The organism is Bifidobacterium moraviense (assembly GCF_012932365.1).
Taxonomy (GTDB): domain Bacteria; phylum Actinomycetota; class Actinomycetes; order Actinomycetales; family Bifidobacteriaceae; genus Bifidobacterium; species Bifidobacterium moraviense.
Window position 1 is genome coordinate 738,145 of record NZ_JAAIIH010000001.1, and the last position, 23,730, is coordinate 761,874.

Genomic DNA, 23,730 nt, shown 5'->3' on the forward strand with positions numbered 1-23,730 from the left:
AGCGCACATCGCGCACGGACACACACCACACACCGCGCAACGCGCACGCGCCTCAGTTCAGCACCTTGACCAACCACACGTACGTGTTGACGCGCAGCGCCACCATGTCGGTGTACTGCGGCATGAGCTGGAGGGTGGCGCTCGTCTTCTCGCCGGCCTTGACCTTGGCGCCGTCGGTCTCGTACGTGAAGTCGTGCTGCTCGGAGACGGTCAGGTTCTTCTTGAAGGCGACGGCGACGATCTTGGTGCTCGGCACCACCATCGAGTCCGGATGCGCCATGTTCTTCATCTCCTTGAATTTCGTGGCGTCCGCGTCGAAGGAGATGGCGGAGGCGGACAGGCTGGTGACGGTGATGGTTTCCGTGCCGTAGTAGTAGAGGTCTCCGTTGCCTGGTTCGAGGACGGGGATGGTGGCGGAGTCGCCGTCCATGACGACCGCGCACCTGATGTCGGCGTATAGTCCCGTCAGACCTTCCACGTAGCTTCGGTATTTCTCGGCGAAGTCGTCGCGCGTCAGGCAGTTGAGTTTCTTGGCGAGGTCGCCGTTCTTGTCCCACTTGAGGGGCTCGTCCAGCGTGTTGCCGTCCAGCTCGTCCGGCGCCGCCGTGCCCGACGCCGTGGTCGTGCCCGCGGATGAGGTGGCGGACGACGATGCCGACTGTCCGTCTCCTGCCGTGGCGCCGTTCGTGCCGCCGCATGCCGCGAGCCCGAGCAGCATGCACATGCCCGCCACCGATGCCGTGATCTTCCGTACCGTCCTCATCCCGTACCTCCCGGTCTTCCGTCCGCTCTCCCGCCGCGTCCCGTGTCCGTGACGATCGGCTGTCGCCCATGTTCCCACCGATGCGACCGGGGAAGGTAAACAGGCGTGTTGGCGACGGGTGAGGCGGACCGCCGGGCGAATGCGCAAGGTGCTTGGAGGATTCGCGGGTTCCGGCGTCAGCTCGCCGACGGGACCGAGGGCCTTTCCTGCTGCGCGCGAGTCCGTTCGACGGCGCGTTCGCGTTCGAGTTCGGCGATGCGGCGTTCGAGGTGGGCGATGTAGTGCGCCTGCTGCACGATCATGAGGTCGCGGATGTCGTGCGAGTCACGAACGCCGTGCGAGCCGTGGACGTTGCGGGAGTCGCGCGGGGCGGAGGGCGACGACGCGGAGGCGTCCGACGATGGGGAGGCACTGGCGTCCGATGCGGCGGCGGACGGGGATGCGGTATTCTGTGGTGCGGCGAGGCCGAGGATGGTGAGGCGGTCGGCTTTCCAGCGGGCGAACGCGCGATCGATGCGCTTGTGTCCCACCAGCTCCGGAGGCAGCCCCGCCTCGCGGAACAGCCCGACCGGACTCTCCCCCGCCAGATAGCGCGTGAGGCTCTCGCGCACGAACCCGTCCGCATACGTGATCCGCGACTCCCCCACGCTGGCCACCGCCGGCAGACTCAGCAGATACGCCCGCTCCGTCTCCGTGAACGATCGTCTGGTCATTGGCTCACCTCCTCCAGATATCTGGATACTTCCGAAAATGCGTTTCTTGTACAGGACCTGTCAGGCCAAGGACTTGACGGTCTCCTCGAAGATCTGTTGCAGATAGTCGTCCTTGACCGGTGCCATGGACTTGGCGAGAACGACTCCGTTCATCGGCGGATCGATCAAGCGCTGCAACGAGGTGGCAAGCTTCGGATCCGTGAACAGAATCACATCCGACTCATCATGATTCATCGTGAAATACGTGCTCATGCTGGCGTTGCTGGATCCAAGAGCTATTGCGCAGACATTACCTGAGAGAAGATGTTGCTTGTCATATGGCCCAAGGAAATTGGCATCACTCTCATATAGGAACAGCATTTTCTTATGATCATAATTCGTCATATTTGAGATCGACCCATTAATTGGCTCAGCTGATTGTTGAGTTGTATGCAGATACTTCACATAGTCCTGGCGATTAGTATTCGCATCACGCATCGCATTGAACACAACAACCTTATCGATGAATACCGGAGATGCAATTTGGTTATTCACCTTAATTAAGGCTTTTAGAGTCTTTCCCAGAAAACCAGACGCAACTGCCAAAACCAACACTTTACCACAGCTTAAGTTCTTCAAGAAATACAATTCAAGCAGACGCCAAAGCATCGGCAATGCCTCAGGATTTGACTTCGGATTAGCTTGAGATCCTTGCTGCGGTGGGACATAACCTAAATTATCGCCGTACTTGCTGCTGGCATAACTGGACAACTGATGCCGAAAACCGCCTTGGGACGCTGACTTCTTCTGCACATACAACAAGTAAAGATCCGTCATTGAGGTTTCTTCCCTAAGAAAATGAGCTTCGGCCACATCGAACCCTGATGCGACCGAAGCCCATTCACATAATGACGTCAGTTCACGCCATGAGCTGACGCTTGGTGGCGCGGGACTTGAGGTAGACCGTCACGGCGGCGCCGGCGATCAGCACGGCGATCACCGTGAAGATGGCCGTACCGGCAGCACCGGTCTTCGGCAGCTCAGTAATGGACTTCACATTCACAACCGTAGCTGTCTGACCACCATTAGGAATGGTGACAAGACCCTGAGAATCCCCACCATCAATCTTCTCGAACTTGTAGGTCACAGTAGTACTAGTTCTATCATTGGAGACAGTCAGCTTGAACTTCGGCAGAATCGACATAGAGCCAATACCACCAATGTAACCACTAGGAGCAGCAATCTCCTCAATAACATACTCGCCGAGAGGCAGACCAGACAGCTTCACAGAGCCATTGCCATTAGCAGAAACTCCATCAGTACCGGAAGAGGTCAAGACGGCAGTATCTGCATTGGCCTCTGTGGTAGTGGCTAGGTGAGAGTACTTTCCGTCAGCAAACTGGAAGGTAAGATATTCCACAGGACTGGTTCCCTGCTTGTACATCCTGAACTTAGCACCGCCCAGACCGATACCATTCGAGTCAGTCTTCTGGAACTCAATGTCCGTACCCGAGGTACAATTGTCAGGCTGCTTAGTCTGCTTCTGAATGGCCACGCCGGACGCGACAGTGGACAGCCCCTTGATCACGATGGAGCCTTCACCGTTCGTTGTCATATCAAGATGGGTACCAATCAGAATTGGATCGATCTTTCCGTACTTCCACTGACAATTCTCCCCAGTGGCACCGACCGTATAGTCACCGCTCTGATCAACAAGAATATACAGACCTACGCCACCTTTATCTGCCATATTGAACTCCAAGGACACATTGTCACCGGTGGTATTCAAAGTGGGAGTAACATTGGAATTGTTGTTTCCCAACCAAGTTTGAACCGAAGCATCAGCAAGCAGGCTTGTATTAAACGCCTTCCAATCGGCCTTACCAAATGATGTTGCATCAAGCTGCCCCACCCAAGTCATTGGATCGCCGGATGTCGGAACTACAACTCCCTTATTCGAGAATGCGGCATTCAGTGCCGTACGAACAGCATCAGCAGTCACTCCGGTATCTGAATTGACAATAAGGAATGTATTGCTGTTTATGGTTTGATTACCGGTTGTATCCGTCTTGTAGTCAGCAACCTTCACATACTTGAATTCGCGCGGCGTAGTTGGATTGTCGTTGATGATGAACTGATTCTTGTCATTTTCCGCAGAATAGATGCCAAGCAATGCGCCACTAAGACTCGGCGTGTTATCGATTGCACTGGCGGGCGCGGCGCCGAGGGCGAGGCCGCTGAGCAGCGTCGCGGCGGCGGCGAGGCCGGCGAATAGTTTCTTCATCCTCATGAGATGAATCCTTTCTTGTGTTCCTTCTGTTTCCTTGATGTCGCCTGCGCGACCGCGGAGGGAAGACTTCCCAGGTTCGACTGCCGTCTCGCCCGTCGCCCGTGAACGCCTAGGCATCCACCGGGCCGTTCAGCCCGCGATCCGCAAAATCCTTGATGCGTCGCCAACCCCGCGGGCCGGACCGCCTTTCCGGCGAGATCCGACCCGCGGGCGACGACCCGACGTCACACATCGAACGCCTTCCTGCGACGCCACTCGTACGTCACCGCAGCCGCCAGCGCCGCGGCCACCGCGAACCCGCCGCCCAACAGCAGCCGGCCCCACCCGGTGCCCAGCCCGCCCGTCAACGGCAGCACCGCGATCGCCTTCGCATTCGGAATGGCGTTGTCGGCGACGTATCCGGCACTCAAATCACAACCCTTGGTGCTGAACTGATCGTTGACCGTGCAGATCTTTACCGAATCCGGCTCGGTGTAAGGAATGACAAAGCCATAGGTCTTGTCACTCATGACATATCCGCTAGGAGCCTTCTTCTCCGTCAGTGTGTACTCGCCAGGAGCCAAACCAGTAAGCTGGAACTCTCCCTTCGAGGTGTTGGAATCGGCCCATTGGAGAGGATCGACATCACTGCCAGTGCAGCCGATATCGGAATCATCGATGCCGCAATCCTTGACAGCCCAAGATTTCTGCTTCTGCTTGTCGATCGGCGTAATGGTGTTGCGTGAGTCGATGCTTCCAACCTGAGTCAACGTCCACTCAGCACCGCCGATAGGTGTAGTACCTCCCGACTCCACCTTGGTCCACGACACCTGCGCGGGAGTGTTCGCCACCGAGAGATTCTGCACACCGTTCCCCCATGTAACGGTACGACTGTTGGTGTCACTCGTACCGAGCGTCACGGTGTACGCAACGTTGACCGGCAGCCAGTACCCTTCAGGAGCAGCGGTTTCCGTGAGTGTGTACGTCCCGTTGGGGAACTTCCCCGTATCTCTGATGTCGAGAGCGAATTTGCCGGCAACATCGTCTGCATCGGCTGTCTTATCTTGCGTCACACACGCGGCATCAACAGTACAGTAATCCTTCACTTCAAGCGAAGTGAATCCACTAGGACCGCTGAGACTCCATGTCGCCCCGGAGATCAGATTGCCCCCCACGCCGGTTTTCGACCAAGCCAGCGTGCCTTCGAGCTTCTTGTCACCAATAGTGCGCCCATCGTTCCCAACGGTATTGGCAGTAGGAGAAAGCGTCGGCATTGTCGGCGGCTTACCATCTTCACCCACTGGTTTAATGGTGAAAGTATACTCAGTGGTATTGAGCTCATATCCGGTAGGTGCGGTCTTTTCCTTTAGAGTGTATGTACCCGGTGCAAGGTTGTCAATGCTGATCGACCCGAAGATTTCGTTGCCGCTACCGTCAGTCGGAATGTCGTTATCCCTATCCTTGTCATTATCTCTGATATCCACCGACCATGTGACATCATCACCCGAGATTTGCTTGTTCCAGCAGTTCTTTGCGTCCTGCTGATCGATACACTCGGACGGACGCAAGTCCAATGCCATGTACGGAGACTTCTCTTCTCCGTCGCTTCGCTCGTCGAGTTTGCTATTGGCGGTACTCAAAGTCCATGTGGAGGCCGTGGTCACCGACTGACCGGTATCGGCGTCAACCTTCTGCCATTCCATCGAATACGGAGAATCGAAAATGACACGGCCATCAGAGCCAAATCCACCACCGGACAAGCGCGCACCGTTGCCAGAAATGGTAATCTGCGCAGTGTTCTTTGCCTTGCCGATAGCCGCACTATCCGTAACCACAGCCTTAAACGCAACACCCTGATTGCCATAACTACTGCTTGAATACTGGTTGCAACCTGCAGTAGTATCTATTCCTGTCGCATCATAACCCTTACCACCATTTCTACCACTAGTGTAGTACGAGCACACCATCATCGCATGCGATGTCTCATCGATATCGATCCGATTCGCAGCCGACACAGTGGGATTCTCATATCTCGGCGTGTACTTCGTCTCATCACTTCCTGCCTGCGTGAGAACAGGCACAGACACCTCACGACTGCCGCCAAGATACTTATCGTTATAGCCACTAGCCTCCTTGGCCGGCGTACCATCCCAATACCAATCTACGGTCTTCTCTGAACGGCCAGTGAACCACGTGTCCATGAGCTGGAATGTATTGTTCCTAATGCCCCACGGGCTCTTGTACCACGGGCTCATGATCGCAAGATCATCGCCAGCCATCGTGTCCGAAGTACCCGGGGTCGAATCATTCAGATTATTGGCATCTAACGAATCCTTGACGCTATTCTCAAACAATGCGATATTGCCGCCCTTTGAGGCGGACGATTCTCCAGATGGACAGAACCACAGGCCACCGCCAAAATGCCCCGCAGTGTTATCAAAGGCCACGGCCTTGCCCACATAGGTCGTCGTGTGCTCTTCGGTATAGATACCACCACCCAGATATCCAGAGGCATTATTGATATATTCACCGCCTGTGATGTACGCCACCGATTTAGTGCTCATATTGTCACTACTCGCGTTGTTCAGGAACACAGCTCCACCTGCACCGCCTGCAACAATCTCCGAAGCGGGACCCGTCAGCATCGTTGGCACCTCGCTGTTCGAAGTCTCAGCAGTAGGCTGCGTGATCGAGGCCCAATTGCCCTCGAACCGCGGCTTGCCTGCGCCGACGGCGGAATTACGGATCCACAGTTCCTTCTGAGCCCAGATTGCACCGCCACCGGAGTTGAATCCACGCGCCTTGGCATAGTTGCCTTCGAATACGACATTCCCCTGTACCGTCAGAGCGCTTTTCGACGAGTAGATGGCGCCGCCTCCGGAAGCCGAGGTCCAACACTTACCGCTGTTGTTGTCTCTGCACTGCTGCCCGGGTGCCGGATCCTGCCCGTTCCCTTGGAACGTGCCCCCGTAGACACGGACGGTTGCATCGAAGGCATAAATCGCTCCGCCACCGTTGCTACCACCAGAGCCGGTCATGAGATTGTTCTTGAACAGTCCCCCACGAACTGTCAGTAGCGATCCATATTTGACGTGCAACGCTCCGCCGCCTTGAGACGCGCTCCCCGAGCCAACTGCGATGTTATGGTCGAATGTGCCACTAAGTACATCGACAGTACCGCGAGAGTACATCACTCCGCCGTTGATCGCGGTGTTGTCCTTGAACTTCGGCGAATCGTTGCCGCCATTCGTGCTGCCGAACGTGATAGTCGATTGTCCATCACCCCTCAGCACACCACCGCTGCCTGACTGCGTGGAGTTTCCGCTAAACGTACCGCCCGTGATGTGCAACTTGCCGGAACCGTTCACATAAACCAGCGTGCCGTCAACGGCATCCGTACCGTTCGGCTGTTTGTCGGCACTCAGATCCTTGTAAGTGCCTCCGGTAATCGTCAATGTCGCGCTTCCCGGCACGGTGAATACCGAAGCTGTGCGCATCCGCACGGCAGTGTCGCCATTTTTCGTTCCGACGATGCCTGCCGCGTTATCGCCCGCACCGTCCTTGACACCGATGACGATGTTGGAACCGCTTTTCACCGTGATCGTCTCGCCGGAGACGTCGTCATCGCCGTCGGCCACGATCAGGCCGGCCAGCATCACGCTTGAGCCCTTCTCCACGCAGTCCCTCAGCGTAGCCCAATCAACAACCGCATCACATCCGGTCGCCACCGGTGCAGGAGTCGGGGTATCCGGCGTCGCAGCATCCCCCGTATTGCCGTCCCCCGCGGCATACGTGACGCCGATGGAGCCGACCGCCAGGGTGAGCGCGGCGGCCATCGCCACGCCTGCTGCGGTCCAGCGGGTCAGGATCCTAGAAAGGGATACCCCCCCCGATGCTTCATGGTCAGATCGCTCATCGTCGGCAACACCTCTCAGGCCTCCGCTCCGGAACGGAAGCCACTCTGCAACGTTTCATCCCACATGTTAATCGTTTTACGGGCACCCGCCCGCCGAACGCGTTCGATCAGCGTGTCGCCAAACCACCACGACACGCCGCACCGCCGCGCGCTCGGTCCATCATACCTCGCAGCACCCCGTATCGAACGGGTTCGACTGTTCCCTGCGTCACATTCCGCCCACAATCGCCATCCGCCCTCACCCCAAGCGGGAGAACGGAACCGACGCCCAACCGTGCCGCATCGCAAACGTTTCCGCCCGAACGCACAAACCGCACCGATTGGGCGGAAGCGACCTCGGAAAGCCTGAAATCAGCCTCTCCGGAGTCACTTCCGCCCAATCCGCGCAAGAACGAACGCCCCGCTAGAACCCGATCAGCGCGCCGCCGTCCACCGGCAGGCACACGCCGGTAATGTACCGCGCGGCGTCCGAGCACAGGAACGCGGCGGCCATGCCGATGTCCATCGGGTCGCCCACATGGTTCATGGGGATGCGGCCCAGGATCTTGTTCAGGCGCGGCGCATCGTTGTCGGTCGCCTTGTGGAACATCGGGGTGTCGATCCACCCGGGCGCGATGGCGTTCACGCGCACGCCGCTCGGACCGCCCTCGGTGGCGAGCGTGTGCACGAGCCCCAGATACCCGGCCTTGGCGGTGGCGTACCCGGCCACGGCGGGCTGGCCGATGTAGCTGGTCATGGACGCCTGGAAGATCACCGAACCGCCGCCGTTGGCCTTCATGTGCGCGAACAGCGCCTTCGTCAGCGCGAACGCGCCCACCAGATGCACGTTGAGCACGCCCACGTACTCCTCCACGCTCATCTCCTCGATGGGCTTCTTGCAGTGGTTGCCGGCGTTGTTCACCAGGATCGTCACCGGGCCGCGCTCGGCGATGATGCGCTCCGTCACCTCCGGCGTGCGGTCCGTGTCCGTGATGTCGAAGCGGTAGAACGAGGCGGCGTCGCCGAACTCGTCCAGCGCGGCGCGCGATTCCTCGTCGTAGGAGATCACGGCCACGTGCGCCCCCGCGCCCACGAGGCAGCGCGTGATGGCGAGGCCGAGGCCGGTGGAGCCGCCGGTCACGATGGCGGTGCGGCCGGCGAGGGAGTACTGGGAAAGCGTATCGAACATGGGTTGGGTTTCCTTTCAGACGGGTTCCGATGCGGGTTGCGATGCGGATGCGCGGACACGCCCCGGTCGGCGAGGCCCGGGCGCGCCCCGACGTTCAGCCGGCGAGCATGCAGCGCGGGATCACGCGGTGCGGATCCTGGTACTTGTACGGGATGATGTACTCCTTGTGCCCCAGCGCCTCGGACTTGGTCTTCTCCCCCGCGGCCACGCGCACCACGAGGTCCTGCAGCTTCGCGGCGTTGCGGTCGAGCGTCTCCGTGCCCGCCAGGATGGGACTCGCGTCGAAGTCCATGTCCGGCTCGAGGTTGCGGTACGTGACGGCGTTGCCGGTCACCTTGATAGTGGGCGACACGGCCGAGCCGACCACCGAGCCGCGCCCGGTGACGAGGAACACGATCTGCGCGCCGCAGGAGATGAGGTCCATCAGGCCCTCGGTGTCGTTGGGGTTCGTGATGCCGAACTGCATGAAGTGCGGGTCCGGCGTGGAGTCCAGCATCCACAGGCCGGAGCGCGGCGGACGCTGCCCCACCTTGAGCACGCCCTGGATGGGCCGGTGCCCGGACTTGGCCACGGCGCCCATCGACTTCTCCTCGATGGTGGACAGGCCTCCGGCGAAGTTGCCGGGCGACACCGAATACTGGCGCACGGACTCGCAGTACCGCAGCGCCTTGTCGTACGTGACGGCCAGCTCCTCCGCGGCCGTGGGGTTCGCGGCGCGCGCCACCAGCTGGTCCTTCAGGCCGATCGCCTCCACGATCTCCTCGAAGATCGCCGCGCCGCCCGCGTCGCCCAGCCAGTCGTAGAAGCGCCCCACCACCACGTTGCCGGCGAGGCCGCTCGTGAAGTCGGAGCCGCCGCATTCGCCGCCGATGATCAGGTCCTTCAGGCCCATCGGCGCGGTGGGCGTCTCCGCGTCGAGCCGCTCGCGGAACCGCCGCACGGTCTCCACCCCGCGCGCCACGCTGGCCGCGGTGCCGCCCTGCTGCTGGATGAACATCCAGTCGGTGAGCTTGCCCTCCTCCTTCGCGATGTCGGACAGCCACTCCGGCTGCGTGTACTCGCACCCGAGCCCCACCGCCAGCACCGCGCCCACGTTGGGATGGCGGATCATGGAGATCATCAGATGCACGGCGTAGTCGTTGTCCGTGCAGCCGGTGAAGCCGATCACCTCGCAGTCGTCGTCGTGCGCCTGCTCCACGATGCGGCTCGCCACGAAGTGCGCGCACTCCACCGTGTACATCACCAGGATCTTGTTGCGGATGCCCATCGTGCCGTTTCGGCGCACGAAGCCGCGCCACGTGACCTCGGTCGGCCCCTCCGTGAGGCCACGCTCCCGTGCCTCGGTGCCGTCGTCCACGTTGCCGTCGCTCACGTTGCGGATGTCCTTCACGTCGTCGTCGCTCATTGCCGCTCCCCTCACTCGTACTTCGTGTCCATGGGCGCGCCGGTCACCGCGTCCAGATGACTGGAACGCTCGTCGTACACGCTATGGATGTTGTGCAGATGCACCCATTCGCCGGGTGCGATGTCGCGCATGGCCCGCCCGATGCGGATCGCGTACTTCACCACGTCCTCGCCTTCGCGGATGGGACGCAGCGCCAGCTTGTGCCCGCGCCGCACCTCGCCCGTCGCCACGATGCCGCGCGCGCCGCCGGTCTGTCCCAGCAGCGTCACCTCGCCGGGCTCCAGATCGTCCAGCGCGGTGGCCACGTTGTCCTGCGGTTCGATCACGTATGCCGTCTGCATGGCCGCCTCACCTCACGCCGCTCACAGGATGCCGAACTTGGCGAACGCGTCCGTGGCGCTCATGCCGGCCTCGATGGCCTTGCGCACCACCTTCTCGCCCGCCGCCTTCTCGAACGACTTCGCGATCACCTCGTCCGCCACCTCGGAGGGGATGACGAGCACGCCGTCCACGTCGCCGAACAGCAGATCGCCGTCGCGGATCACGGCCTGGCCGATCTCGATCGGGCAGCGGAAGTCCACCACCTGCGTGCGCACCGAGGAGTCCTGCGCGTAGCAGCCCCACGAGAACACGGGCCAGTGCTGGTCCAGCACCTGCGGGGTGTCGCGATGCCAGCCGTTGAGCACCGCGCCGGTCGCGCCGCGCACACGCGCCGTGGCGGTGAGCAGCTCGCCCCAGTAGGCGCAGCGCTGCGTGCCGCCGGTGGCCAGGTAGATCTCGTCCCGCTGCAGCTGGTCGAGCGCCTCGGTGAGCAGACCGAACGGCTTCTTCTGCGGGCCGTACACGTCGATCATGAGCACGGTCATCGCCTTGCCGGCGAGCTTCATGTGCGGGTCCAGCGGGTGGATGTCCGGCGGCAGGAACTGGTGGGTGTAGCCCATCTGGTCCAGGATGTCGCCCACCACGGGCGTGTAGAGACGCTCGCGCATCAGGGCGAACATCTCGGATTGGGTGGACCAGCACACGGGGGCGTTCGTGGGGGTCTGCGCGGGAACGTCCTGTGCAGGAACTTCTTGCGCGGGAACGTTCACGGGGGAATCGGTCGCCTCGTCGCTCATTCGGAGCACCTTCCTTCGGATCTGCGCGACCGGTCGCCCCTCGCTGGGCGGGCCGCGGAACGGAGCGCCGCGCTGCGTTGCGCGGACGGTATCCCATTGTGGTCCGGATCGGACGAATCGGCAACGCAACGCGCCGTACAACGATGTCCCAATTTTTCTCGCACGGGTCTCCGGCCACCTCCGGACGTCCTTCACGCCAGATTCGCGCCGACCGCCGCACCACCCGAACGGCATTTCCGAGTTCTGCATGCCGAATCCGCGATTCGCCGGATACAGACCGTTGAAAAACGGCGAAACCGCAACGAACGCTATCCGCCACCTCCCCGTTTCGGCATGCAGAACTCGGAAATACGAATCGCGCGGATGCGCAGGCGTCGCGGATCGGCGCCGCCAGCCCGCGGCAGTCATCCGGCCGTCCCAGCCGATCGGCCCAGGAGTCCATTCCGCGCATTCAGCGCTGAATCAGCGCTGTCTCAGCGCAACGATAAGCTGAGACGCATGGGGAAAGGCACCGAACCGATCGACGAGGCTCAGCAGGGAGCCACACCGGGCGCCGCCGAGGGGGCGACGGCGTCCGGCCACGTCCATGCCGGTTCCATGCCCGGCAGTGCCGGCCTCCCGACCGGCGCCTCCGAACCCGCCGATCCCCATCCCGCCGGTCCGGCATCAGATGCCGACCCCAAGTCCACCGACTCCAAGCTCACCTTCCGCGCGGCCGAGGCGGCCTACGCCACCGCCGGGATCGCATGGGACCCCGGACGCCCCGGCGACGCGCGCGCCACGCTCCTCCTGAGCGACCAGAACCCCTACGCCGTCAAGGTGATGCGCTTCGCCGACGAGGACGAGACCGAGGTGCTGGACGCCCGCACGTTCAGCGGATCCGTCATCGCCCAGCTCGACCAGACGCTCGCATACCTCGCGCCCATCATCAGCGCCCCGGCCACCGGGCTGCTCACCGCCGGCCGGCCCTCGTACCCGGCGCGCGCGGTGCGCGAGGCGCTGCTCAACGCGATCATCCACCGCGACTACGGATACACCGGCCCCGTCATCGTCAACGTCTACCCCAGACACATCGACGTGATCTCGCTGGGCGGGCTCGTGGGCGACCTGCAGATCAACGACCTGCTCAACGGCATCTGCCAGCCGCGCAACGACGCGCTGGCGGGCGCGTTCGCCGAGCTGGGCATCGCGCGAGGCTACGGCTCCGGCATCCGCACGATCATGCGCGAATACCGCGACCAGCACATCAGCCCGCAGCTGCGCGTGGCGCCGTCGTCCGTGGCGGTGATCCTTCCGGTGGTCTCCGGACTGGTGGGCGTCCGCGACGCCGAGTCCGATGCGGCCGCCGGCGCGGAATCCGGACGCGGCGCGGGGAGCGGCACGGGCAGGCCGCGCACCGGCGCCAAGATCTACCGCTTCCCCACCGGCGAGGCGCTCAACGCGATCACGCCGCTCAAGGCCACGCCGCTGACCGCCGCGCCGGTCGCGCCCGCAGCACCCGCCATGCCCGCCGCGCCGACGCGAGACGTGCCCACGCGCGACCTGCCCGCTGTCCCGACGTCGCCCGGCGCCGCCGTGGTGCCGGAGGATCTGCCCGCGCCCGTGTACGCGCGCCTGGACCGCAGCGAAGTGGAGACCACCACGCTCGCCTACCTCATCCGGCGCGGCATCCCGCTGCGCCGCGTGGAGATCCAGGAGCCGCTCAACCTCACGAAGAACCAGATGAACTACGCGCTCAACCATCTGGTGGAATCCGGGCAGGTGCTGCGTCTGGGCAGCTCGCGCGCCACGCAGTACGTGGCGGCAGCCGGGTCCGCGGCTAGCATGAGGTCGTAACGACGGCGGCGCGACGATCCGGCATCGGCATCGCGGCGCGCCCCACCCCATGCACATGTGAAGGAGCCCAATCATGGCCGCACCCGCACGCAAGATGATCCTCGACCTGGACACCGGCATCGACGACACCCTGGCCCTCGCCTACACGCTCGCCAGCCCCGAGGTGGAGCTCATCGGCATCACCGCCACCTACGGCAACGTCCGCCTCGAGACCGGCATGCGCAACGATCTGGCGCTGCTCGACCTGTTCGGCCACCCCGAGGTGCCGGTCTTCCCCGGCCTCGACCACGCCAGCGCCAAGTCCGACTTCGCGGTGTCCAAGGTGACCGAGTTCATCCACGGCCGCAACGGCATCGGCGAGGTGGTCATCCCCGATTCCGCACGCAAGGCGGAGACCACGCCGGCGGTCGACTTCATCATCGACGCCGTGCACCGCTACGGCGAGGATCTGGTCTACGTGCCCACCGGCCCGCTCACCAACATCGCCGCCGCCATCGCCAAGGATCCGACCGTGGCGGACGAGATCGGGCACATCACGCTCATGGGCGGCGCGCTCACCCAGCCGGGCAACGTGAGCCCGTGCGCCGAGGCGAACATCGACCAGGATCCGGAGGCCGCGAACGCGCTGTTCCACACGCACGCGCCCATCACGATGATCGGCCTGGACGTGACGCACCGCACGCTGCTCACGCACGCCGAGACCGCCAAGTGGCGCGCGCTCGGCACGCCGCGCGGCGAGTTCCTGGCGGACATGACCGACTACTACATCAACGCCTACGCGGTCAACGCGCCGCAGCTGGGCGGATGCGGCCTGCACGACCCGCTGGCCGCCGCCACCGCCATCGACCCGACGCTGGTGAGCACCATCGACCTGAACCTGCAGGTGGATCTGGAGGGCGCGTTCCGCGGACGCACCATCGGAGACCCGAAGCGCATCAACGAGCCGGCGGGTACCACCAAGGTGGCCGTGGACGTGGACCGCGAGCGCTTCCTGGGCCTGCTCATGGAACGTCTCACCGCGCTGGCGTCCGCCTGATCGCCGCGTCCGCCTGATCGCCGCGTCCGCCTGATCGCCGCGTCCGCCTGATCGCGGCGGCGGGTGGCCGTTCCATCACGCGATCGGGCGGCCACCCCACGCCTACGGCTATTCCTCCAGCGTGACGAGCGTCACCGAATACGGCTTGACGCTCAGCGCGAACCGCAGCGGGCGCCCCTCGTCCACCGGCAGGTGGGACGCATTGACGCGCGAGGTGACGCCCCGCGCGGGCTCCCCCTCGAACTCCAGCGTGTTCCTGGCCTGCGGGGCGCCCATGAGCGTGCGGACCGTCAGACGCACGCGGCGCACGTCCGGCGAGGCGTCCATCGCCACGGCGAGCGTGAGCGGCACGGCGTCCGGACCCGTGTTCACCATCTTGATGAACCGGCGGAACGACGCGGCGGCATGGGCTCCCGCATGGCCGCGCACGCGAACGTGTGCCCGGACGCCCGCCGGCGTACCTCCGGATCCCTCGTCCTCGCCGGTGGCACTGACGAACAGGGTGTCCGCATCGTCCTCGTCGCCGCCCTCCACCGCGTACGCCACGGCGCCCACGTGCGCGCTGAACAGCCGCTCGGCCTCGTAGTTGACGGTGGGTGAGACGCGCGCCGGACTGAACTCGATGAGGTTGTGGTTCCACTGCCGTCCGCCCGCGAGCGCGAGCAGCGGCGCGTACGACGTCATGCGCGCCACGTCCGAGTTGCGTTCGCACCCGGTGAGGAACGCGGCCTCCGCGAGCGCGGAACGCCACTGGTTGGCGCGGGCGAGCGTCTGCGGCTGCGCGGCGAAGAAGCCGTTGGCCGAGTATTCGCCGAAGTACACGCCGGCCCCGCAGCGCGGGTAGTCGTCGAACCGGGCGGCCTGCGAGACGAACCATTCGGGCGAGTGGTACGAGTGCTCGTCCACCACCACCGCGTCGCCCGTGGCGCCGCCGCGCGCGGCCAGCAGCTCGCCGGTGGCGCCGGGCACGCTGCCCGCGGCTATCGTGCGCGCATGGTTCCACGCGGGGCGCATCGGCAGGGAGAACGGGAACAGTCCGGCGCTCATCACGCACAGCATGGACGGGTGCCGCTCGTGGATGGCGGAGCTGATCGCGTCGAACTTGGCCATGTAGTCGGCGCCGAAGTTCTCGTTGCCCACGCCGATCATGTCCAGTCCGAACGGCGCGGGATGCCCCATCGCCGCGCGCACCGCCGCCCAGCCGCCCTCGGCCGGGTCGCCGTTGGCGAAGTCGATGAGGTCCAGATAGTCGTCGATCACCGCGCGGAATGCCGCCGACTCGATGGGCATGTGCTGCGGGTCGCGGTACGGCGACTGGCAGCTGATGCCCGCGAACAGGGTGGGCAGCGGTCGGGCGCCCAGATCCTCGCACAGGCAGAAGTACTCGTAGAAGCCGATCTGGTAGCTCTGCGAGTAGCTGGAGCCGTCCGGCGTCTTGTACGCCCACATGTTCGGCTTCTGGCGGCGGGCGGCGAGCGCGCCCACGGTGTCCTTCCACCGGTATTCGTTGCCCGGCGTGACGCCTTCGGTGATGCATCCGCCGGGGAAGCGCACGAACGCGGGGCGCAGCGCGGCGATCGTCTCCACGAGGTCGCGGCGCAGCTTGCCGTGGCGCCACTTGGGGTCACCGGCGCCCCAGTGGTCGGCGCGCATGAGGCTCACGCAGTCGAGGTCGATGACGGGCGGCTCGGGCGCGGCGGCGGCGCCGACGTTCGTGCCCGCGGCGGCGGCACTGTCCGCGGCGGCACCCACGACGACTGAGCGCGCGCCGTCGAGCACGTCGATGCGCAGCTTGCCGTAGCGCGTGATCGTGCCTTCGAGCGTGCAGCGGACGCGCAGCCAGCCGTCATGCCCCGCCTCCACGACGCCGGACGTCGCGGATCCGCCGGTCGCATCCGGCGCCACGCGCTCCCCCGGCGCCGGCAGGTCGATCACCTCCGCGTCCACCAGCGCCACGCAGTCCTCGTCAATCACGCGCACGCCCAGACGCCCGCGCCCGCTCACCGGACGCACCCACGCCTCGAACTCGTACCGCTCGCCCTCCTCGATCGCCATCGCGCAGCGCTCCGACTGGTCGCCGCCGCCGTTGTACCCCAGGTTCTCGATGTACGACTTGTTGCCGTTCGAGAGCTTCGCCACGCGCACGTACCGGCTGTTGGCGTTGAGCGGCGGCGCCGGACACTGGCGGGGAGTCGCGATCCATTGGCCGCGCTCCCCCTGGATGCGCGACCCGCAGCCGTCCGCCTTGAGCCCCACGAACCGCCAGAAACGCAGCGGGTCGGACTCGCAGCGCCAGCGGTTGCGCCCGTGCACGTGCAGACTGCGATGCCGCAGGTACACGCCGTCGAAGCTGTAGTTGTTCACCATGTTGGCGTTGAGGCCGCCGTCCACCGCGTAGTTGATGTCCTCCAGGAAGACGCCGTAGAGCCGGTCGCCCACGGCGTGCCGCGCCGCGCCAATCGAGATCGTAGCCATGGCACCATCATCCCCCAATCGCGTGCGTCGCGCCAGACGCCGCGGCGCGCGGCGCGGTCCCGTCATGCGCCACCCGTCGCAACGTTGCGACGACTGACCACTGAAAGACACGACATCACCGCCCACAATGGTCTCTCATCGCAACGTTGCGACGAACGACCACCATGGAACACATCACCACCACCCACGATGGTCTCCCACCGCAACGTCGCGACGAACGACCACCGAAGAGAGCGACATCATCGTCCACAATGGCCTCTCATCGCAACGTTGCGACGAACGACCACCATGGAACACATCACCACCACCCACGATGGTCTTTCGTAACAACGTTGCGACAAACGACCATCACGGGGCATGACACCGCCGCCTACGATGGTCTCCCACCGCAACGTTGCGACCACTGACCATCGAAGAGAGCGACATCATCGTCCACAATGGCCTCTCATCGCAACGTTGCGACGAACGACCACCATGGAACACATCACCACCACCCACGATGGTCTTTCGTAACAACGTTGCGACAAACGACCATCACGGGACATGACACCGCCACCCACGATGGTCTCCCACCGCAACGTTGCGACGAACGACCACCGAGCATGGCCATCGGCGCATCCCGGTGGTCGCCCATGGCAACATTGCGACGAACGACCACCATGGAACACATCACCACCACCCACGATGGTCTTTCGTAACAACGTTGCGACAAACGACCATCACGGGACATGACACCGCCACCCACGGTGGTCGCCCATGGCAACGTTGCGACGAACGACCATCGGGAGCGCAAATGTGACCTGCGAGACACTACGGCACCATCATGTCCGCATCGTGGACGCCGCGACCCCGCGCCGACGCCCCGCGCGTATCCCTGTAGCCGTCAACGCACATACGAACGTGAGGAAAGGGGGTTCCGCCATGATGAAGGCGACGCGCATCATTACCGCGATCATTCGAATTATTACCAAGCCTTCGATGGCGGAATGATCCGGTCCCTCACGCATTCACGATCGGTTCGGTTTCCGCCACTGGAGGCGGAGCCGGAAACTCAAGGTGCCCGAACTTCAAGGCCACGAGCCTGATCGAACTTCGATGCGACAACCACTAGCCCACGAGGCGGCCCACAAGGCGCGGCAGCAGCGACACGGCACGGCACGATCCCACTTCGTCCCCGATGGCGGATTCCGCAGCAACAGCAAGCTGAACAACAGCAGACAAGAGGAGATATCCATCATGACTGCAGCGGTTTCCCGCCAGGACGCCCTGACCATGGACGCGACCCGGCTCAACCAGATGAAGCGAGACTCCGTGCCGGAGATCATGGCCGCCTCGATGGTCGGCACCGGCATCGAGTTCTACGACTTCTACTGCTACGGCGTGGCCGCGGCGAGCTACTTCCCCACCGTGTTCTTCCCCGAGCAGACCCCGTTCATCGCCCTGATGAGCACCATGCTCACCTTCGCCATCGCGTTCCTCTCCCGCCCGTTCGGCTCGCTGCTCTTCGGCCACTTCGGCGACAAGTGGGGCCGCAAGCGCACGCTCGTGACCGCTCTGATGCTCATGGGCTGCTCCACGTTCCTGGTGGGATGCCTGCCCGGCTACGCGCAGATCGGCGTGTGGAGCGTGGTGCTGCTGTGCCTGTGCCGCGTGTGCCAGGGCATCGGCCTGGCCGGCGAATGGTCCGGCGCCGCGCTCGTGGCCACGGAGAACGCGCCCGCGAACAAGCGCGCGCTGTACGGCTCCTTCCCGAACCTCGGCGCCCCGGCCGGCTTCTTCTGCTGCTACGGTCTGAACCTCATCCTGCAGAACGTCCTGACCAAGGACCAGATGCTCGCCTACGGCTGGCGCATCCCGTTCCTGCTGTCCGCCGTGCTCGTGGCCGTGGGCCTGTACGTACGCTCCAAGATGCAGGAGACCCCGGTCTACCGTCTCGCCGAGGCCGAGAACCGCACCTCCAAGTCCCCGGTGCGCGACCTGCTGCCCTACTGGCGTCAGGTGCTGCAGGGCACGTTCGCGATGGGTGTCACCTACACGCTGTTCTGGCTGCTCGGCACCTGGTCGCTCTCCTACGGCGTCAAGACGCTGAAGTACTCCAACTCCGAGTGGCTGGTGATGGAGCTCGTGGCCATCCTCTTCTTCGCCGGGTTCATCGTCCTCGGCTGCCTGTGGTCCGACCGCTTCGGCCGCAAGAAGGTCCTCATGGCGTTCACCGTGGCCACGCTCGTCTTCTCCCTGTTCGCCACGTCCATGCTCACGGCCAACAACGTGCCCGGCGTGATGTTCTTCCTGTGCGGCGGCTTCCTGCTCATGGGCGGCCTGTTCGGACCAGTGGGCGCGTTCCTGCCCGAGCTGTTCCCGATGAACGTGCGCTACACCGGCGCCGGCCTGAGCTACAACCTCGCCGCGATCGTGGGCGCCGCGTTCGCCCCGTCCATCGCCACGTACCTCGCGCAGAACTACTCCGTGACCGCCGTCGGCTGGTACATGGCCGTGATGGCCGTGCTCTCCGTGGTCGCGCTGCTCACCGCCAAGGACGGCAGCAACCTCGACTACACCAAGTGATCCGGCGCCGGGCGATCCGGCTACGTCTGGCGTGACTATGTCTCTATGTCGGGTCTGACTACGTCTCTACGTCGGACCTGATCACGGTTGACCCGATCGACGTCCGACCCAATCGACGCCTGATGCATCCGGTTCCGCCCGACGCACGTATCCGCCCCCCCCGATCGTCCGGCATCCCCGCCGGAAGGTCGGGGTCTTTCGTAACAACGTTGCGACGATCGACCACCGAAGCATGGCCATCGGCACATCCCCGACGGTCTTCCATCGCAACATTGCGACGATCGACCATCGAAGGGCACGGCACCGTTGCCCACGATGGCCTCCCACCGCAACGTTGCGGCGATCGACCATCGAAGCATGGCCATCGACACATCCCGGTGGCCTTCCACCGCAACGTTGCGACGATCGACCACCATGGAACACATCACCACCACCCACGATGGTCTTTCGTAACAACGTTGCGACGAACGAGCGTCACCATGGTCGACCGGGGCCTTCGCTATGCTGGGGCGCATGACGCTCACCAAGAAACAGACCAAGCAGCTGCGTGCCATGGCCAACACGCTCAACCCGCTCGTGTACATCGGCAAGAACGATCTGACCGACGCCGTGGTCAGGCAGGCCGACGAGACCATCGAGAAGCACGAGCTCGTCAAGTGCCAGGTGCAGGACGGCTCCGGCTACACCGCCAAGGAGGCCGGCGAGCAGCTGGCCGAGGCGCTGCACGCCGAATTCGTGCAGGCCATCGGCAACCGCTTCGTGCTCTACCGCCGCTCCACGCGCGACGACGTCAAGCACATCAGTCTCGTGCGCGAGTAGCGGAGCCGTCCGTCCGACCGGCCCTTACCGGTCGGACATGCTGAACGCGTTGCGCATCAGGTTGCTCGACGTGTACAGCACGCTGCCCAGCAGCTGCTGCGTCCTCGCGCGCAGGTAGTCGGCCATCGCCTGGTTCGCGTCCGCCAGATCGTTGGACACCACGTACGGCTCCTCGCTGCGCGTGATGTTGTTCACCGAGGCGTCGGCGCGCGCTGAGTCCACGGCGGCGTCGGTGGCGGCCACCAGACGGTGCCCGAACGAGAGCACGTCCTCGCGGTAGTGCTCGATGTCGTTGCGGTTGGCCTGGTAGTGCGGATCCGCGAGCGCCGCGATGATGCGGTTGGTCCAGTAGAACGAGTCGGTGGTCACCTCGCCGGTGGTGTTGGCAAGGTAGTCCGGCGTGGACGTCACGTTGGCGTAGAACGGCGCGAGCGACGTGAACGGGTTGGACCCGTAGGAGATCCACATCACCGAACGGTTGCCCTCCGGCGCGTACGGGCGGATCTGCAGCGCCACGAGCTGGCCGTTGCGGTTGATGCCGATCGGACGGTAGCGGCGGCGCGTCTCCTCGGTGCCACGGGTGCCGTACGGGTCGTACGGCGTGCCCTCGAAGTGCGAGCTCATGAGGAAGTCCACGTCCTCGATGCTCACCTTGTTCTCCGGGCGGCGGCACCACGGGATGTCGTCGGAGATGGGCGTGTAGCGGGCGTTCGGGGAGTCCCAGTCGTCGCTCGGGTTGAGGTAGCGCTGCATGTACCATGCGCGCGGCGTGTTGTAGATGTGGTCCTTGTCCGTGCGGGTGCCGAACAGCGCGCGCGGGTTGAGATGGCTGAGATGGCGCGGATCGGCGTCCATCGAGACGTCCAGATGGTTGGTCTCGATGAACTCGCGCATGTCCGCGCTGCACATGTGCTCCTTCTGGTCGCCGAGCGCGTCCTCCAGGTCGAAGTCGTCCAGACCCAGCTGGTTGGGGATGGCGGCGTAGCAGTCGTCCGGTACACGGCGCGCGATCCAATGGTGGCCGCCGATCGTCTCGACGTACCAGATCTCGTCCACGTCGCTGATCGCGATGCCGTTCGCCTCGTAGGTGCCGTAGCGTTCCAGCAGCGCGCCCAGACGCTCCACGCCCTCGCGCGCGGTGTGCACGTACGGCAGCACGAGCGTGATGAAGTCCTCCTCGCCGATGCCGCCGGGCTGCTCGGGACGGTACCCCTCCTCGCCGGGCTCGCCCACGGCCGGCACGAGCGCGACCATCGGGTCGGCGGCGAGCACGCGCTCGTTGACCGCGATCGTCTCGGTGGCGCTCATCGCCACGTTGCGCACGCTGGCGCCCGCCTCCGCGAGGATGCCGCGGCCGGGCAGCGCGTTCGGCACGATCGAGTACAGGCACGGGTCGTCGGGCAGGTCCTTGACCGCGTGGCTGATCTCGCTCACGTAGCGGCGTGGCTGGTCCTCCGGGCGGACCGCCACGAAGCGCTTCGGATCGTACTTGCCGTGACCCGAATCGTCGTTGCGGGCCACGATGGTGGAGCCGTCGTAGCTGGCGGCCTTGCCGATGAGAATGGTGGTACATGACATGTCTCCACACTGTAGGAGCATCGCTGAACGTTTCCCGCGTCGTCTCCGCCGGCGGCCCTATCATTGCACCAAGAGCGAAGCGACGGCGGAAGGATTGCCAGATGATGACGACGCGACGTGGCGGCGGGAGCGAATCCGGCGGGGCGATCAGACTCGGCGGCGCACAGGCGTACTTCATGTGGGGCATGGGCCTGCTCGGCTACGTGTTCGCCGTGGTGTGCCGCTCGTCGCTCTCGGCCGCGGGCATCGAGGCCGCCAACCACTTCCACACCACGAGCACCGCGCTCTCCGGCCTGCTGTACCTGCAGCTGTTCGTGTACGCGGTGATGCAGGTGCCGGCGGGCGTACTGCTCGACCGCTTCGGCGCCCGCGCGCTCATCTCCGCCGGCGGCGTGTTCATGGCCGCGGGGCAGACGATGGTGGCGCTCGCGCCGGTCATTCCGGTGGCGGTGGTGGGCCGCGGCGTGGTGGGGCTCGGCGACGCACTGGTGTTCATCTCCGTGGTCCGGCTCGTCTCCGCGTGGTTCCCCGCGCGTCAGGCGCCGCTCATGACACAGCTGACCTCCGTGACCGGAGGCCTGGGTCAGGTGATCTCCCTGTACCCGTTCGCGTGGTTGCTGGGGCTGGCCGGGTGGGAGGCCGCGTTCCTCGCCGTCGCCGGCACCGGCGTGTTCGTGGCCGCGGCCGTGTTCATGACGGTGCGCGACGATCCGGCGCAGTCGTCCCGCCACCACGAGCGTCCCCAGGGCGGCATCGCGCGGGCCGTGCGCGGCTTCCGGGAGGCACTGCGCTCCCCAGGCACGCTGTGCGGGTTCTTCGTGCACGCGGTCACCTGGTTCCCCGTCAACATGCTGAACCAGCTGTGGGGTCTGCCGCTGCTGCTCGCCGTGGAGGGCTGGTCGCGCGACCAGGCGAGCGCGTGGCTGGGCGCCGGCGTGCTCGTCAACATGCTGTGGGGTCCGGTGATGGGCCGACTGGCCGGCATCCACCCGTTCCACGGACGCGCCGCGGTGGTGTACGTCTCGGTGGGCTCGCAGGTGCTGCTGTGGACCGTGCTGCTGCTCACGCCCGGCCCGCATCCGATGTGGTTCATGGCGCTGCTGCTCGTCTCGCTCACCAGCGGCGGACCGGCCTCCAACATCGCGATGGACTACGTGCGCGACACCAACGATCCCGCGAATCTGGGGTCCGCCACCGGGTTCGCGAACACCGGCGGGTTCCTGTCCTCCGCAATCGTGTTTCTGGGCATCGGCATGCTGCTGGACGCGCAGGGCGCCACCGATCCGAGCCTGTACACCGACCATGCGATGCGCGTGGCCTCGCTCATCCTGTACCCGCTGTGGGCGGTGGGGCTGATCGGCTTCACGGTCATGCTGCCGCGGGCGCTGCGCGTGATCCGGGACCGGCGCGCGGAGTAGCCGCGGCGGCAGAGCAGTAGCCGGGCCGTCGGCCTGCCGGTAGGCTGGTGGGTATGAGAACCTTAGGCAACATTCTGTGGATCGTGCTGGGCGGGCTGATCATCGCCGTCGAATGGGCGCTCGTCGGGCTGGTGCTGTGCGTCACGATCATCGGCATCCCGCTGGGCGTGCAGGCGTTCAAGATGGCGGGGCTCACGCTCACGCCGTTCGGCAAGACCGTGGCGTACGGCGGCGGGGTGGGCTCCGCGCTGGTCAACGTGCTGTGGGTGCTGCTGGCCGGATGGTGGATGGCGCTGAGCTACGTGATCGCCGGGCTGGTCAACTGCGTCACGATCATCGGCATCCCGTTCGGCATCCAGTCGTTCAAGATGGCCAAGCTCGCGCTGTTCCCGTTCGGGGCGCGCGTGTACTGACGGGACGCCAGTCGAAATCGAGCCGCATCCCCGCTTCCGCCAGCGGTCCCGGGCGGCGGGTCCGCTGCCGTCAGGTCAGGGGAATAAAGACGTGCTGGTGTCCGCGAACAACACCCGCTGCCGGACACACGGGGCTCTTCCGATTTTGGTGTGTAAGGGCCGTGCGGTTTCATTCGGTGTGTGATTGAAAAAGTGAAGGAAACCGCGCGGCTTGTCAACGAGTCTAGCGCGTTCGACGGCCGGGTCCTGCTCGGCCTGG

The 23,730-nt window shown here is 64.4% G+C and carries 17 protein-coding genes; 6 read left to right on the forward strand and 11 right to left on the reverse strand.

The features are described from left to right. Positions 1–52: 52 nt before the first annotated feature. The 9 genes from G1C96_RS03240 to G1C96_RS03280 all read right to left on the reverse strand — a co-directional run bounded on the left by G1C96_RS03240 (position 53) and on the right by G1C96_RS03280 (position 11,331). Entirely contained in the window at positions 53–763 is a 711-nt protein-coding gene (locus G1C96_RS03240) for a hypothetical protein (protein WP_169275172.1), read from the reverse strand. A gap of 176 nt (positions 764–939) precedes the next feature. Continuing rightward, positions 940–1,476: a hypothetical protein gene (locus G1C96_RS03245; protein ID WP_169275173.1), complete on the reverse strand. Its 537-nt coding sequence runs from the start codon at positions 1,474–1,476 to the stop codon at positions 940–942. Between the two features lie 60 nt (positions 1,477–1,536). After that, complete coding sequence (locus G1C96_RS03250) at positions 1,537–2,292, reverse strand: hypothetical protein (RefSeq protein WP_169275174.1); 756 nt, start codon at positions 2,290–2,292, stop codon at positions 1,537–1,539. An 82-nt stretch (positions 2,293–2,374) separates the two neighbouring features. Then, positions 2,375–3,745, reverse strand: a complete 1,371-nt coding sequence (locus G1C96_RS03255) for a SpaA isopeptide-forming pilin-related protein (RefSeq protein ID WP_169275175.1) — start codon at positions 3,743–3,745, stop codon at positions 2,375–2,377. Between the two features lie 224 nt (positions 3,746–3,969). Further along, positions 3,970–7,560 carry an MSCRAMM family protein gene (locus tag G1C96_RS03260; RefSeq protein WP_169275176.1) on the reverse strand — a complete coding sequence of 1,197 codons (3,591 nt, stop codon included), beginning with the start codon at positions 7,558–7,560 and terminating at the stop codon, positions 3,970–3,972. A 483-nt stretch (positions 7,561–8,043) separates the two neighbouring features. Further along, the gene (locus tag G1C96_RS03265; RefSeq protein ID WP_169275177.1) at positions 8,044–8,808 is read right to left on the reverse strand and encodes an SDR family NAD(P)-dependent oxidoreductase; all 765 of its coding nucleotides are present in this window, start codon (positions 8,806–8,808) and stop codon (positions 8,044–8,046) included. A 94-nt stretch (positions 8,809–8,902) separates the two neighbouring features. Next, positions 8,903–10,213, reverse strand: coding sequence for a UxaA family hydrolase (locus G1C96_RS03270; protein ID WP_169275178.1), 1,311 nt, complete (start codon positions 10,211–10,213; stop codon positions 8,903–8,905). A gap of 11 nt (positions 10,214–10,224) precedes the next feature. Next, entirely contained in the window at positions 10,225–10,554 is a 330-nt protein-coding gene (locus tag G1C96_RS03275) for a UxaA family hydrolase (RefSeq protein ID WP_169275179.1), read from the reverse strand. 21 nt (positions 10,555–10,575) lie between these two features. Beyond that, on the reverse strand, positions 10,576–11,331 hold the full coding sequence (locus G1C96_RS03280) for an RraA family protein (RefSeq protein WP_205832003.1): 756 nt from the start codon (positions 11,329–11,331) through the stop codon (positions 10,576–10,578). A 498-nt stretch (positions 11,332–11,829) separates the two neighbouring features. Between G1C96_RS03280 and G1C96_RS03285 the strand changes: the two genes are divergently transcribed. Beyond that, positions 11,830–13,167 carry an ATP-binding protein gene (locus tag G1C96_RS03285; protein ID WP_169275180.1) on the forward strand — a complete coding sequence of 446 codons (1,338 nt, stop codon included), beginning with the start codon at positions 11,830–11,832 and terminating at the stop codon, positions 13,165–13,167. 73 nt (positions 13,168–13,240) lie between these two features. Then, positions 13,241–14,203 carry a nucleoside hydrolase gene (locus G1C96_RS03290; RefSeq protein ID WP_169275181.1) on the forward strand — a complete coding sequence of 321 codons (963 nt, stop codon included), beginning with the start codon at positions 13,241–13,243 and terminating at the stop codon, positions 14,201–14,203. Positions 14,204–14,311: 108 nt separating this feature from the next. Here G1C96_RS03290 and G1C96_RS03295 read toward each other — a convergent pair whose 3' ends face one another. After that, positions 14,312–16,678 carry an alpha-L-arabinofuranosidase C-terminal domain-containing protein gene (locus tag G1C96_RS03295; protein WP_169275182.1) on the reverse strand — a complete coding sequence of 789 codons (2,367 nt, stop codon included), beginning with the start codon at positions 16,676–16,678 and terminating at the stop codon, positions 14,312–14,314. 1,236 nt (positions 16,679–17,914) lie between these two features. Here G1C96_RS03295 and G1C96_RS03300 point away from each other — a divergent pair. Both G1C96_RS03300 and G1C96_RS03305 read left to right on the forward strand, forming a co-directional pair. After that, the gene (locus G1C96_RS03300) at positions 17,915–19,243 is read left to right on the forward strand and encodes an MFS transporter (protein WP_169275183.1); all 1,329 of its coding nucleotides are present in this window, start codon (positions 17,915–17,917) and stop codon (positions 19,241–19,243) included. Between the two features lie 513 nt (positions 19,244–19,756). Further along, positions 19,757–20,062, forward strand: coding sequence for a YhbY family RNA-binding protein (locus G1C96_RS03305; protein ID WP_169275184.1), 306 nt, complete (start codon positions 19,757–19,759; stop codon positions 20,060–20,062). Between the two features lie 24 nt (positions 20,063–20,086). Here G1C96_RS03305 and G1C96_RS03310 read toward each other — a convergent pair whose 3' ends face one another. Then, positions 20,087–21,640: a C69 family dipeptidase gene (locus G1C96_RS03310; protein WP_169275185.1), complete on the reverse strand. Its 1,554-nt coding sequence runs from the start codon at positions 21,638–21,640 to the stop codon at positions 20,087–20,089. Positions 21,641–21,741: 101 nt separating this feature from the next. Between G1C96_RS03310 and G1C96_RS03315 the strand changes: the two genes are divergently transcribed. Further along, the gene (locus G1C96_RS03315; RefSeq protein ID WP_169275186.1) at positions 21,742–23,058 is read left to right on the forward strand and encodes an MFS transporter; all 1,317 of its coding nucleotides are present in this window, start codon (positions 21,742–21,744) and stop codon (positions 23,056–23,058) included. A gap of 53 nt (positions 23,059–23,111) precedes the next feature. Then, positions 23,112–23,471, forward strand: a complete 360-nt coding sequence (locus G1C96_RS03320; protein WP_169275187.1) for a YccF domain-containing protein — start codon at positions 23,112–23,114, stop codon at positions 23,469–23,471. Positions 23,472–23,730 lie beyond the last annotated feature (259 nt).

What these genes read in the sequence shown, in the direction of transcription:
- G1C96_RS03240 (WP_169275172.1), bottom strand. Translation starts at nt 763, where the DNA reads ATGAGGACGGTACGGAAGATCACGGCATCGGTGGCGGGCATGTGCATG.
- G1C96_RS03245 (WP_169275173.1), bottom strand. Translation starts at nt 1,476, where the DNA reads ATGACCAGACGATCGTTCACGGAGACGGAGCGGGCGTATCTGCTGAGT.
- G1C96_RS03250 (WP_169275174.1), bottom strand. Translation starts at nt 2,292, where the DNA reads ATGACGGATCTTTACTTGTTGTATGTGCAGAAGAAGTCAGCGTCCCAA.
- G1C96_RS03255 (WP_169275175.1), bottom strand. Translation starts at nt 3,745, where the DNA reads ATGAGGATGAAGAAACTATTCGCCGGCCTCGCCGCCGCCGCGACGCTG.
- G1C96_RS03260 (WP_169275176.1), bottom strand. Translation starts at nt 7,560, where the DNA reads ATGGCCGCCGCGCTCACCCTGGCGGTCGGCTCCATCGGCGTCACGTAT.
- G1C96_RS03265 (WP_169275177.1), bottom strand. Translation starts at nt 8,808, where the DNA reads ATGTTCGATACGCTTTCCCAGTACTCCCTCGCCGGCCGCACCGCCATC.
- G1C96_RS03270 (WP_169275178.1), bottom strand. Translation starts at nt 10,213, where the DNA reads ATGAGCGACGACGACGTGAAGGACATCCGCAACGTGAGCGACGGCAAC.
- G1C96_RS03275 (WP_169275179.1), bottom strand. Translation starts at nt 10,554, where the DNA reads ATGCAGACGGCATACGTGATCGAACCGCAGGACAACGTGGCCACCGCG.
- G1C96_RS03280 (WP_205832003.1), bottom strand. Translation starts at nt 11,331, where the DNA reads ATGAGCGACGAGGCGACCGATTCCCCCGTGAACGTTCCCGCGCAAGAA.
- G1C96_RS03285 (WP_169275180.1), top strand. Translation starts at nt 11,830, where the DNA reads ATGGGGAAAGGCACCGAACCGATCGACGAGGCTCAGCAGGGAGCCACA.
- G1C96_RS03290 (WP_169275181.1), top strand. Translation starts at nt 13,241, where the DNA reads ATGGCCGCACCCGCACGCAAGATGATCCTCGACCTGGACACCGGCATC.
- G1C96_RS03295 (WP_169275182.1), bottom strand. Translation starts at nt 16,678, where the DNA reads ATGGCTACGATCTCGATTGGCGCGGCGCGGCACGCCGTGGGCGACCGG.
- G1C96_RS03300 (WP_169275183.1), top strand. Translation starts at nt 17,915, where the DNA reads ATGACTGCAGCGGTTTCCCGCCAGGACGCCCTGACCATGGACGCGACC.
- G1C96_RS03305 (WP_169275184.1), top strand. Translation starts at nt 19,757, where the DNA reads ATGACGCTCACCAAGAAACAGACCAAGCAGCTGCGTGCCATGGCCAAC.
- G1C96_RS03310 (WP_169275185.1), bottom strand. Translation starts at nt 21,640, where the DNA reads ATGTCATGTACCACCATTCTCATCGGCAAGGCCGCCAGCTACGACGGC.
- G1C96_RS03315 (WP_169275186.1), top strand. Translation starts at nt 21,742, where the DNA reads ATGATGACGACGCGACGTGGCGGCGGGAGCGAATCCGGCGGGGCGATC.
- G1C96_RS03320 (WP_169275187.1), top strand. Translation starts at nt 23,112, where the DNA reads ATGAGAACCTTAGGCAACATTCTGTGGATCGTGCTGGGCGGGCTGATC.